The sequence below is a fragment of the Streptomyces sp. HSW2009 genome (assembly GCF_040240285.1).
Classification (GTDB): domain Bacteria; phylum Actinomycetota; class Actinomycetes; order Streptomycetales; family Streptomycetaceae; genus Streptomyces.
Genome location: NZ_JBEHZD010000215.1, coordinates 1 through 11,953, shown reverse-complemented (window position 1 = coordinate 11,953; position 11,953 = coordinate 1). Strand labels below are relative to the sequence as shown.

Here is an 11,953-nt window from a genome sequence, read left to right as displayed (position 1 = left end):
AGAGGTGAATAAGAGACAGCCGTCGCCGGCCGCGCCGCCGGGGCGCCGGCGCAGGCCAGTACGGCGCCCCAGGCCGCCGCGCCGACCACCGCCCGCCGTGCGACGGGGCCCGGGCGCGGGCCGGTCCTGGGCGACGGCGCGGCCACGTCCGCTGCGGGGCGCGGTGTCCCTGCGAGCTCTGGCTTCCCCGCGGGGCCCGCCTCCCCTGCGGGGTCCGGCTCTCCCACGGGGCCCGGCTCTCCCACGGAGCACCCCGCCACCACAAGGCACGGTCCCGCTGCGGGGCCCGTCTCCGCCACCGGGCCCGGCTTCTCCACGGAGCACGTTTCCCTTGCGGGGCCCGGCTTCCCTGCGGAGCGCGCCTCCGCCACAGCACCCGGCTCCCCGGCCGGGCCCGCCTCCACCCCCGCACCCACCTGCCCCACACCGCCCAACTGACCACCCACACCAGCCACCGGCACCCCGCCCACACCCACTCCCCCGGCCCGGGCACTCCCCACCCGTCGCTCGCCACCCTGCCGGTCCGCCCCGTTCTCGACGTACCCCATGGGCCACGCTCCTTCCCCTCCGCGTCCGCATCCGGGTTCACACCCGCATCCGCGTCCGCGTGCGCTCGTGCGCGTCCGCACGGTCCGGCCGCGCACCCGGCGCCCCCGGGTGGGGGCACGCCCGGAATACTGGGTCGGGCGCCGGGGCCGGGACGAGCCTTACGGTCTCCGTCGAAACGCTGGCGCCACGCCGTCGGGAGGTGTAGTGATCCGCATCCACCTCACCGCGGCCGACCTGGCCCGGGTCCGTTTCGCGCCGCGGCCGGCGCCGCTCCTGGAGCTCAACACGGCGCTGCTGACGCTCGGTCACCCGGGCGGCGCGCTGCGGTACGGGCCGTGGCGGGAGCGGCTGCTGCACCGGTTGCCGCGCGCGGCCGAGCCACTGCTCGACCTGGTCCCGGCCGGGGTGGCACCGTCCTTCCTCGACGTGTTCAGCGACGACCTGGGCGCCGGGCTCGACGCACCGCGCGCCACCCCAGCGCCCCTGGTCCGCGCCGAACTCGCCCGGGTCTACGCCGCCGCACCGGGCCCGCCCCCGCCGTGGGTGCGCGATCTGCACCGCGGCGACGCCACCGGCTGGCAGGTGCTGCACCGGGCGCAGCGCGCGGCCTTCGACACGGTCATCGGGCCGGTGTGGTCGCTGGTGCAGGAGATGCATCAGGCGGAGTTCGCCCGGCACGCGCTGACCGCGGCCGAAGCGGGCGTCGGGGCGGCGCTCACCGCGGCCGTGCCCGGTTCCGTACTGCACGCGGACGGCTGGGAGTTGCCCGCGCCGCACCACCTGGAGCTACGGCCGGCGGGCCGGGGGCTCGCGCTCCTGCCGACCTTCCACTGGCCCGGCCATCCGCTCGTCGCCGACCCGCCGGACCCGGACCAGCCGCTGTACGTGACGTACCCGGCGGGCCCCGGCATCCCGCTCACGCCGACGGCGGCCGGTGGCTCCGACACGGCGCTGGCCGCGGTGCTCGGCCGCACCCGCCACCGGGCCCTGCTGCTGCTCGCCGACGCCCACACCACCGGTGACCTCGCCCGCCGCCTCGGCGTCAGCGCCGCGACCGCATCCGCGCACGCGGCGGCCCTCCGCGGCGCAGGCCTGATCAGCACGGCCCGCACCGGCCGCGCCGTACTCCACCGGCGCACCCCCCTGGGCACCCTGCTGGCCGCCCGCCACCAGGGCGCCGCGCCGGCAGCCCCGGTGCCCGTGGCACGCCCCCGGCCGCCGACCGACGGCACACCACCGCCCGGCCGCACCGCCCGCTGAGGCCCCGCCCCGCGACCGCTGCCGCCCCACCCGGCAGCCCGCGCCCTGCCGCCCGGACACTCCACCGGCACCCCGCCCCAGCGACCGTCAACCCGCCCGCTGGGCGATCAGCACAGCCAGCCCGTCCAGGATGCGGTGGAGGCCGAATTCCCACGCCTGGTCCTGGCCGTGTGAGCGGGCCGCGTCGTCGACGGCCGCGGTGACCGCGGGGAAGCGCTCGCCGTGCTCCTGCATCAACGCACCGAGTATCGCGCCGAGTTGGGCCTCGGGATCGCCCTTGGGTCCGGCCGCGCGGGACTGCTGGGTGATGCCGCGTACGTGCCCGACCAGCAGCACGGCCGCATCCATCCGTTCGGCGCCGGCGAGCCCCGTACCGTCCAGCGCGCGCACCGCGCGCTCCATCCAGGACAGTTCCCCGGGGCCCACCACCCGCGGGCCCACGGTGGCTTCCAGCACCCAGGGGTGCTGCCGGAAGCGGGTGAGCAATGCCTGCGCCCACTGCGCCAGTTGCTCCCGCCAGTCGCCGGCCGGCTCCGCCGGTGCGGGGCAGGGGCCGATGGCGGCGTCGACCATCAGCGCGACCAGTTCGGCCCGGCCCGGCACATACCGGTAGAGCGCCATCTTGGTGACGCCCAGCCGCCCGGCGACCCGCTGCATGGCGAGGTCGGCCAGCCCGTCCGCGTCGGCGATCTCGATGCCGGCCCGGGCGATGCGCTCCAGGTCGAGCGTGGGGCGCGGGCCCCCCGCGGGCCGCGGGCGCGCCCCCCACAACAGCCGCACCGTCTCGGCGTACTCGTCCGCCACGCCCGTCTCCCCTTCGTCGCCCTCGCGCCTTGCGGCGCCCGTTAACTGCGTCTACGGTACACAGTATTCGACAGCGTCCATCGGACACAGTTTCACTGCGCGGCCTCCGGGACGGCACTCGCTGACCTCCCCGTGCCCCGCACCCATGCCCGTACGCCCCGTACGACCCGGCTCGTACCGCCCGCACGGCCGAGCGGCCCGCAGCCCACGCAGGTTCGCGCAGCCCATGCGACCCGTACCGCCCACCCGCCCCTGACCCCGCCCTACCGAAGGAGCACCCCGTGCCCGTGAACGTCCTCATCTCCGGCGCGAGCATCGCCGGACCCGCGCTCGCCTACTGGCTGGGCCGGCACGGCTTCCGCCCGACCGTCGTCGAACTGGCCCCCGCGCTGCGCACCGGCGGGCAGGCCGTCGACTTCCGCGGCGAGACCCACCTCACCGTCCTGGAACGCATGGGCCTGCTGCCCGAACTGCGCCGCATCCAGACCGGCGGCAGCCCGATGCGCTTCGTGGACGAGGCCGGCCGGACCCTGCTCGACCTGCCGGCCGAGTTCGCCGGCGGCGCCATCGAGGTGCTGCGCGGGGACCTGTCCCGGGTGCTGTACGAGCGCAGCGCCCCGTACGCCGAGTACGTCTTCGGCGACTCGATCGCCGCCCTCCAGGAGGGTGCGGCCGGCGTGCGGGTGACCTTCGCCAGTGGCGTCGTACGCGACTTCGACCTGGTCATCGGCGCCGACGGGCTGCACTCCCGGGTCCGCAGCCTGGCCTTCGGACCCGAGGAGCGCTACGTCAGCCACCTCGGCTACTACGCCGCCACCTGGCAGTTGCCGCGGCCCGCGGAGCCGGTGCTGACCCGGGGTTCGGTCGGCTACAACGTGCCGGGGCGGCTCGCGTCCGTCGGCCCGGACCACCGGGACCCGGGCCTGGCCGGGGCGTTCTTCGTCTTCGCCGCGCCCGAGTTGGCGTACCACCGGCACGCCGCTGAGCAGCAGAAGCGGCTGGTCGCCGACGCGTTCGCCGGGCTCGGCTGGGCGGTGCCCGAACTGCTGGACTCGCTGCGCCGGGCGCCCGACCTGTACTTCGACTCGATCAGCCGGGCCGATGTGGACACCTGGTCCACCGGGCGGATCTGCCTGGGCGGCGACGCCGCCTGCGGGGCCACCATCGGCGGCATGGGGACCGGCACCGCGCGGGGCGCCGCCTACGTCCTGGCCGGTGAGCTCGCCGGCGCGGCGGGCGACCACCGGACGGCCTTCGCGCGGTACGAGGGCCTGCTGCGGAAGTACGCCACCGGCTGCCAGGTCGGCGGCGACCGCACCGGCAAGTTCCTCGCCCCCGGCACCGCCACGGGGCTGCGCCTGCGCAACGCGCTGCTGTCCCGCCCACTGTTCCTGAACGGCATGCTGAAGCTCGGCGAGAAGGTCAGCAGCACCGTGACGCTGCCCGACTATCCGGTGCCTGACCACCCGGCGGCCGACTATCCGGTGGCCGACCGCCCGGTGCCCGACCGGCCCCACCGGCCCGACCCACGGGTGGCGGGGAGCCCGCAGCCCGGACACCCGGGAGCCGGCCAGCCGCGGCCCGCCCCGCACGCCACCCGGTGACCCCGGCCCACCCCGCGCACTGCCACTCCACCCCGCCCCGGCCGGTCCGCACGCCGCCGCGGACGACGGCCCGGCCCCACCGACCCGGCCCCCGCGGCAGCGGGCCCCACACGCCAACGCCCCGGCGCCCCCTCCCCGCAGAACGCGGAAGGGGCACCGGGGCGCCGGACGGATGCGGCGGGCCCGCGCGGGCGGGGCGCCGTCAGGCCGACATCGGCCGCTGCACCTTGATCGACTGCAAGAGGCCGATCGCTATCCAGGCGGCGAACATCGACGTGCCGCCGTACGAGACGAAGGGCAGTGGCAGCCCGGTGACCGGCATGATGCCGAGCGTCATGCCGATGTTCTCGAAGGACTGGAACGCGAACCAGGCGATGACGCCGGCCGCCACGATCGTGCCGTACAGCTCGGGCGCGCCCCTGGCGATCCGGCAGGCGCGCCACAGCACCACGCCCACCAGCAGGATGATGAGCCCGCCGCCGAGGAAGCCGAGTTCCTCGCCGGCCACCGTGAAGACGAAGTCGGTCTGCTGCTCGGGCACGAACTGGCCCGTCGTCTGGCTGCCGTTGAACAGGCCGGCGCCGCGGAGCTGGCCCGAGCCGATCGCGATCCTGGCCTGGTTGGTGTTGTAGCCGACGCCGGCCGGGTCGAGCGCCGGGTTGGCGAACGCCGCGAACCGGTCGATCTGGTACTGGTCCAGGATGTTGAGCTGCCAGATCAGCACGATGCCCAGGATGCCGGTACCGATGATGCCGGCGATCCAGCGGTTGGACGCGCCGGAGGCCAGCAGCACCGCCAGCACGATGACGGCCATCACCATCACCGAACCGAGGTCCGGCATCAGCAGCACGATCGCGATCGGCACGGCCGCGATGCCCAGTGACTGGAGCACCGTGCGGTGGTCCGGGTAGGCCCGGTCCCCCGCGTCCACCTTGGCCGCCAGCAGCATCGCCATCCCCAAGATGATCGTCACCTTGGTGAACTCCGACGGCTGGAGCGAGAAGCCGCCGGGCAGTTGGATCCAGGAGTGCGCGCCGTTGACCGTCGAGCCCAGCGGCGACAGCACCGCGAGCACCAGCACCACCGACAGCACGTAGAGCACCGGCACCGCGCCGCGCAGCGTGCGGTGGCCCAGCCAGATGGTGGCGATCATCAGCCCGAGGCCGATGCTGGTGTTGAGGGTGTGTCGGAAGAGGAAGGAGTACTGGTCGCCACCGGTGAGCGCGGTGCGGTTGCGGGTGGCGGAGTAGACCAGCACGGCGCCCATCGCGGACAGCGCGAGCGCCGAGAACATCAGCGTCCAGTCCAGCCGCCGCACGATCGAGTCGCGCGCCGTCAGCTTGCCCCAGGCGCCGGGCTCCGGCGAGAACCTGCGTACGAAGAATCCGTCCGATGCGGTCACTGGCCCCGCCTCCCGGCCGCGGCGAGCGGCAGCGTGCCTGCGGTGGGCGCGGTGACCGGCCGGTCGCCGGCGTCCAGCGTGGTCACCGGCGTCCGACCGAGCTCACCGGCGGCGAGCACCGGCGCCTCCTCGGTCGGCTTGGCCTTCTTCGGCGGCTTGATGTGCGGCGCCTCGATCGTGCCGTCCTTCTCGATCTTGGGCAGGGTGCGCTGCGGCGTCGGCAGCAGCGCCTTCTTCTTGTCGATCTCGCCCTTGGCGTCCACGCCGTACAGGGCGCTGTAGATGTTGCGCACGGCCGGCCCCGAGGCGCCGGAGCCGGTGCCGCCCTGGGAGATCGTCATGACGATCGTGTAGTCCTTGGTGTACGAGGCGAACCACGAGGTGGTCTGCTTGCCGTAGACCTCGGCGGTGCCGGTCTTGGCGTGCATCGGGATCTTGTCCTGCGGCCAGCCGCCGAACCGCCAGGCCGCGGAGCCGTTGGTGACCACGCCGGCCAGCGCCGCGTTCACCTTGTTCCGGGTGTCGCCGTGCATGGGCAGCTTGCCGTGCGAGGTCGGCTTGACCTCCTTGACCTGCTTGCCGTCCGGGCTGATCACGGCCTTGCCGACGGTCGGGTCGTAGAGCGTGCCGCCGTTGCTGATGGCGCTGTAGATCGTCGCCATCTGTATCGGCGTCACCAGGGTGTCGCCCTGTCCGATGGAGTAGTTGACGCTGTCACCGGCGCGCATCTTCATGCCCTCGGCGCAGTTCTCGCGGGCGACCCGGGTGGCGTAGTCGTCCTTCTTCGACTTCGCCTGCTTGCACCAGACGTCCTTGTTGGCCTTGTAGTAGTCCTTCTTCCACTGCCGGTCCGGCACCCGCCCGGCGACCTCGCCCGGCAGGTCGATGCCGGTCTCCTCGCCGAGCCCGAACTGGTGGGCCGTCTTGTAGAAGTAGTCGCCCGGCTTCTTCTTCGGGTTGTTCCCGCCGTCCTTCTGCCACTGCTTGTACGCGAGGTCGTAGAAGACGGTGTCGCAGGAGACTTCGAGGGCGCGGCCGAGGTCGATCGGGCCGTACCCCTTGGACTCGAAGTTCTTGAAGACCTGGCCGCCGATGTTGAAGGCGCTACTACAGTCGTACTTGTTGTCGAAGGCGTAGCCGGCGTTGACCGCCGCGGTCGCCGAGATGACCTTGAAGATCGAGCCGGGTGCGGCCTGGCCCTGGATGGCCCGGTTGAGCAGCGGGTAGTTGGAGTCCTTGCCGGTCAGCCGCTGGTAGTCCTTGCCGGAGATGCCGCCGACCCAGGCGTTGGGGTCGTACGTCGGGTTGGAGGCCATCGACACGATGCGGCCGGTCTTGGACTCCATCACCACCACGGCGCCCGCGTCCGCCTTGTAGTTCTGGTTGGTGTTGCGGTCGTGCTCCTTGCGCGCGGCCTTCATCGCCGCGTCGAGCTCCTTCTCCGCTATGGCCTGGACGCGGGCGTCGATGCTGGTGACGACGGTCGAGCCGGGCACCGCCGCATCGCTCTTGCCCTTGCCGGTGACCCGCCCGAGGTTGTCCACCTCGTACCGGGTGACGCCGGCCTTGCCGCGGAGCTGGCTGTCGTAGGTGCGCTCAAGGCCCGAGCGGCCGATCTGGTCGGCGCGCAGCAGCGGCGACTCGCTGTCCTCGGCCTTCTTGATCTCGTCGTCGGTGACCGGCGAGAGGTAGCCGAGCACCTGCGCGGTGTTGGCGTCGCCGGGCGCGGCGTAGCGGCGCACGGCGGTGGGCTCGGCGCTGATGCCGGGGAAGTCCTCGGCCCGCTCACGGATCTGGAGGGCCTGTTGGGTGGTGGCCTCGTCGGTGATCGGGATGGGCTGGTACGGGGAGCCGTTCCAGCACGGCTGCGGCGTCTTGGCGTCGCACAGCCGCACCTTGTCGGTGACCTCCTTGGGTTCCAGGTCGAGCACCTCGGCCAGCCGGGTGAGCACCGCCTCGCCGTCGTCGGCCATCTTCATCAGCTCGGTGCGGCTGGCGGAGACCACCAGCCGGGTCTGGTTGTCGGCCAGCGCCACGCCCCTGGCGTCCAGGATGGAGCCGCGCACGGCGGGCTCGATGACCTGCTGTACGTGGTTGTTGCTGGCCTGGTTGCTGTACTCGTCGCCGTTGCGGATCTGCAAGTACCACAGCCGGCCGCCGAGCGTCAGCAGCAGCGAGAAGACCAGGATCTGAATGGCCACCAGCCGGATCGTGACCCGGCTGGTCCGCCCGGTCTCCGGGATGTTGGTCACCGTCGCCCCCTCGGCGGTCGATGCGAGTGGTCCTGTGGGCCCGGATGCGCGGGGCCCGGTGGGCCCGGGTACGCGAGGCCCTGTGGGCCCGGGTGCGCGGCCCCCGTCGGCGCCTGCCGCCTCACAGCCGCTTGACCCCCTTGAGCTTGATGCGTCCCGGCTTGCTCTTGGCCGGCTTGGCCAGCAGGTCGCTGCGCGGGCTGGCGATCTTGGCCGACTTGCCGAGCCTGATGGACTTGCCGAGCCGGGCGGGCTTGCCGGTCCTGGCCGCCTTGCCCCAGCCGGCTCCGCTGCTGCCCGAGCCGGCCGAGAGCCAGCCGAGCGCGCCCTCGCCGGCGCCGCCGGACGAGCCGCCGCTGTCGCTGAGCGGGTGGCTCTCGGTGCGCCGGGCCAGCGCCATCACCAGCGGTACGACGAACGGCGCCAGCAGCAGGGCGTAGACGGCCGCGGTGAACAGCAACTTGCCAAGCCCGACCTGACGGGCCGCGTCGTCCCCGACCAGCGCGCCGACCGCCGCGTACAGCAGGGTGGCGCCGATCGCCGCGCCGACCACCACCAGCATCGGTCCGGTGGCCGAGCGCAGTTGGCCCTTCTCGGGCTTGGCGAGACCGGCCAGATAGCCGATGACGCACAGCACCAGCGCGTACCGGCCGGCCGCGTGGTCCGCCGGCGGGGCGAAGTCGATGAGCAGGCCGGCGCCGAAGCCGATCAGCGCGCCGCCGGTGTGCCCGTAGACCAGCGCGAGACCGAGCACGACCAGCAGCAGCAGATCGGGCACCGCGCCCGGCAACTGCAACCTGGCCAACACGGTGACCTGCACGATCAGTGCGAAGACCACCAGCACGATGGAGAGCGAGATGCGTTTCACTGGGCTGCGCCTCCGGGCTTGGTGGTCGCGCTCGGGTTGACCGTGACGGTGACCGTCGGGGTGGGCTTCTTCGCCGGCTTGGGCGGCAGCACCTCGTCGCGCGGGTTGGTGCGCGGCGGCTTGACGACGACGCCGACGATGTCGAGCTTGCTGAAGCCCACGTACGGGCGGACCTGGACGCTGCGGGTCAGATCGCCGCGCGCGGGGTCGACCCGGACCACCTCGCCGACCGGCACGCCGGGCACGAACGGCCGGTCGGCGCGGGAGCCGAAGGTGACCATCCGGTCGCCCTTCTTCACCTTGGCCTTGCCGTTGAGGAGTTGGACGCGCAGCGAACGGTCGCCCTGTCCGGTGGCGAAGCCGAGTTCGCCGGTCTTCTCCAGCCGGGTGCCGACGGTGAAGTCGGGGTCGTTGGCGAGCAGCACGGTGGAGGTCGACGGGCCGACCGTGGTGACCCGGCCGACCAGTCCGTCGCCGTTGATGACGGTCATGTCGCGGGCGAGGCCGTCCTTGCTGCCGGCGTCGATGGTGACCGTCCAGGAGAAGCCCTGGGCGGCTCCTATCGCGATCACCTCGGCGCCCTTGATGCCGTACTGGCCGCGGCCGGCGGTCTTCAGCAGCTTGTCGAGTTCGGCGACGCGCGCACGGTTGCGGTCATCGCTGCCCAGCTTGTGCTTGAGCTCGGCGTTCTCCCGCTCCAGGGTGCTGATGCGGTCGTGTCGCTCGTCGGAGTCCCGTACCGCGGCGATGGCGTTGCCGACCGGGTCGACGGCGGTGGCCACGGTGTCCTCGACCGGGCCGAAGACCGTCTGGGCCGCCGTGCGCGGCTTGTCGAGCGGGGAGTCCTCGCCACCGCGGATGTCCACAGTGATCAGAGCGAACGCGATGGCGACCAGCAGCACTAGTAGCAGCCGGCTCTCTCGGGTGTCCCTCACGTACGGCGGCCGTGCCTTCCTCGTTGGACCGGCCGGTCCAAGGCGGCGGCCGGTCGGGGCGTCCTACCTGGATACGAACGCTGTCCCGGGGGACCGCGTCCAGAGTTTTTCGGGGGTCCGCACGCCTTCCGTGCAGCGGCCGGCGTACGCGCGGCGCAGGGCGCGACCGGTGCCGGTGTTGCGACGCGTGGCGTCCTCAGGGACCCGTGCGACTCATTATGCGGGGGTTCCACCGCGCCGGAACGCGGCTACCCGCGCGGCGTAACCCGTTCACCCGACCGTTGGTTCAGCGGCGGGGCTGGGAGTCGAGGACCTGCTGGAGCGCCTCGAACTCCTCCACGCACTTGCCCGAGCCGAGGGCCACCGAGTCCAGCGGGTCCTCGGCGATGTGGATGGGCATGCCGGTCTCGCGGCGCAGCCGCTCGTCGAGCCCGCGCAGCAGTGCGCCACCGCCGGTGAGCACGATGCCGCGGTCCATGACGTCGCCGGACAGCTCGGGCGGGCACTTGTCGAGCGTGGTCTTCACGGCGTCGACGATCGAGTTGACGGGCTCCTCGATGGCCTTGCGCACCTCGGCCGCGGAGATCACCACCGTCTTGGGCAACCCGCTGACCAGGTCACGGCCGCGGATCTCGGTGTGCTCCTCCTGCTCCGACTCGTACGCGGAGCCGATGGTGATCTTGATGTTCTCGGCCGTGCGCTCACCGAGCAGGAGGCTGTACTCCTTCTTGATGTGCTGGATGATCGCGTTGTCGAGCTCGTCGCCGGCCACCCGGATGGACTGCGCCGTGACGATTCCGCCGAGCGAGATGACCGCGACCTCAGTGGTGCCGCCGCCGATGTCCACCACCATGTTGCCGGTGGCCTCGTGCACCGGCAGGCCGGAGCCGATCGCCGCGGCCATCGGCTCCTCGATGATGTGCACCTGGCGGGCACCCGCCTGGGTGGACGCCTCGATCACGGCGCGTCGCTCGACTCCGGTGATGCCGCTGGGCACGCAGACCACAACGCGCGGCCGGGCCAGATAGCGGCGCTTGTGGATCTTCAGAATGAAATAGCGGAGCATCCGCTCGGTGATCTCAAAGTCGGCGATAACGCCGTCCTTCAAGGGGCGTACGGCGACGATGTTCCCCGGCGTACGGCCGATCATCTTCTTCGCTTCGGCACCCACGGCGAGAATGCCGCCCGTGTTGGTGTTGATCGCGACAACAGACGGCTCGTTGAGGACGATCCCGCGGCCTCTGACGTAAACCAGCGTGTTGGCGGTCCCGAGGTCGACAGCCATGTCACGGCCGATGAACGACATGTTGTTCCCCATGAGGATGCGTCTGGCCTTCCCAACTGGAGCGAATGCTTAATTGAGGTCGGCGTGATGAGTGCGCTTACGTGGCGCGGAAGGTTCCATCGTAGTCTCGCCCGCCGCAGTGCGGCGCGAGGGTTCCTCCGCCATTGTCGGCGGAACACCGTCCGCCCCCTCCATAGGGGACGTCGTGTCGCGGCGATGCGTTCCCTCGAACGATGGGCATATTCCAGGGGACAACCGAAAAATACGGCAGCCCCCTGGTCAACCGGGTGTACCCGAGGCCATCAGGTCGTTCGGGTGGAGAAACCGTTCAGATATCTGCCGTCTCGTCAGACGAGACCGGGAAAGAAAATCTTCATCTCCCGTTCGGCCGACTCCTCGGAGTCAGAGGCGTGAATGAGGTTCTCGCGGACGATGGTGCCGAAGTCACCGCGGATGCTGCCGGGCGCGGCGGCAATCGGGTCGGTGGGGCCGGCCAACGTACGGACGCCCTCGATGACGCGCTCGCCCTGCACGACCAGCGCCACGATCGGGCCGGAGGCCATGAACTCCATCAGCGGCTCGTAGAAGGGCTTGCCCACGTGCTCGGCGTAGTGCTGCTCCAGCACCTCGCGCTCCAGGGTGCGCAGCTCCAGCGCGACGAGCTGCCAGCCCGCCTTGCCCTCGATGCGGCCCAGGATCTCGCCCACCAGACCGCGCCTGACCGCGTCGGGCTTGAGAAGGACGAGGGTGCGCTGGCTCATGATCGCGGCTCCTTGCGGATGTGACGGGGGTTATCGCGCCTGAGGCTACAGGGGCTCCCGCCATCGGCCGCACCGGGCCTGTCCATGATCGCTTGGCAGGTCGCTTGGCGGTACGGGCCGGGGGCCGGGGGCCGTCGAACCGTCGGGGGGGGCCCCCCCCCCCGGCGCCCGCCGGCGCGGGGGGGGGGGGGGGGGGGGGTGGCGGCGGGGGGGGGGGGGGGGGGGGGGGGGGG

The 11,953-nt window shown here is 72.5% G+C and carries 9 protein-coding genes; 2 read left to right on the top strand and 7 right to left on the bottom strand.

What is annotated here, in order from left to right; translation table 11 throughout:
* Positions 1-753: 753 nt before the first annotated feature.
* On the top strand, positions 754-1,809 hold the full coding sequence (locus AAHZ94_RS17430; protein ID WP_349993835.1) for an ArsR family transcriptional regulator: 1,056 nt from the start codon (positions 754-756) through the stop codon (positions 1,807-1,809).
* Positions 1,810-1,896: 87 nt separating this feature from the next.
* On the opposite strand, the gene AAHZ94_RS17425 is transcribed toward AAHZ94_RS17430, so the two are convergent.
* The gene (locus AAHZ94_RS17425) at positions 1,897-2,613 is read right to left on the bottom strand and encodes a TetR/AcrR family transcriptional regulator C-terminal domain-containing protein (RefSeq protein ID WP_349993834.1); all 717 of its coding nucleotides are present in this window, start codon (positions 2,611-2,613) and stop codon (positions 1,897-1,899) included.
* 281 nt (positions 2,614-2,894) lie between these two features.
* Here AAHZ94_RS17425 and AAHZ94_RS17420 point away from each other — a divergent pair, with 281 nt between their 5' ends.
* On the top strand, positions 2,895-4,217 hold the full coding sequence (locus tag AAHZ94_RS17420; protein WP_349993833.1) for an FAD-dependent monooxygenase: 1,323 nt from the start codon (positions 2,895-2,897) through the stop codon (positions 4,215-4,217).
* Between the two features lie 202 nt (positions 4,218-4,419).
* On the opposite strand, the gene rodA is transcribed toward AAHZ94_RS17420, so the two are convergent.
* The 6 genes from rodA to ndk all read right to left on the bottom strand — a co-directional run bounded on the left by rodA (position 4,420) and on the right by ndk (position 11,720).
* Positions 4,420-5,619 (bottom strand): rod shape-determining protein RodA, encoded by a 1,200-nt coding sequence (rodA, locus tag AAHZ94_RS17415; RefSeq protein WP_349993832.1) that lies wholly within the window; start codon positions 5,617-5,619, stop codon positions 4,420-4,422.
* The gene (mrdA, locus tag AAHZ94_RS17410; RefSeq protein WP_349993831.1) at positions 5,616-7,871 is read right to left on the bottom strand and encodes a penicillin-binding protein 2; all 2,256 of its coding nucleotides are present in this window, start codon (positions 7,869-7,871) and stop codon (positions 5,616-5,618) included. Before mrdA ends, rodA begins: the two co-directional genes overlap by 4 nt.
* 121 nt (positions 7,872-7,992) lie before the next feature.
* Positions 7,993-8,739, bottom strand: a complete 747-nt coding sequence (gene mreD, locus AAHZ94_RS17405) for a rod shape-determining protein MreD (RefSeq protein WP_349993830.1) — start codon at positions 8,737-8,739, stop codon at positions 7,993-7,995.
* Entirely contained in the window at positions 8,736-9,674 is a 939-nt protein-coding gene (gene mreC / locus AAHZ94_RS17400; protein WP_349993829.1) for a rod shape-determining protein MreC, read from the bottom strand. The genes mreD and mreC overlap by 4 nt, the downstream gene beginning before the upstream one ends.
* 286 nt (positions 9,675-9,960) lie before the next feature.
* Positions 9,961-10,980: a rod shape-determining protein gene (locus AAHZ94_RS17395; RefSeq protein ID WP_349993836.1), complete on the bottom strand. Its 1,020-nt coding sequence runs from the start codon at positions 10,978-10,980 to the stop codon at positions 9,961-9,963.
* Positions 10,981-11,306: 326 nt separating this feature from the next.
* The gene (gene ndk / locus AAHZ94_RS17390; RefSeq protein ID WP_349993828.1) at positions 11,307-11,720 is read right to left on the bottom strand and encodes a nucleoside-diphosphate kinase; all 414 of its coding nucleotides are present in this window, start codon (positions 11,718-11,720) and stop codon (positions 11,307-11,309) included.
* Positions 11,721-11,953 lie beyond the last annotated feature (233 nt).

Excerpts from the sequence above, each read along its gene's own strand:
- AAHZ94_RS17395 (WP_349993836.1), bottom strand. The coding sequence starts at position 10,980 with ATGTCGTTCATCGGCCGTGACATGGCTGTCGACCTCGGGACCGCCAAC.
- ndk (WP_349993828.1), bottom strand. The coding sequence starts at position 11,720 with ATGAGCCAGCGCACCCTCGTCCTTCTCAAGCCCGACGCGGTCAGGCGC.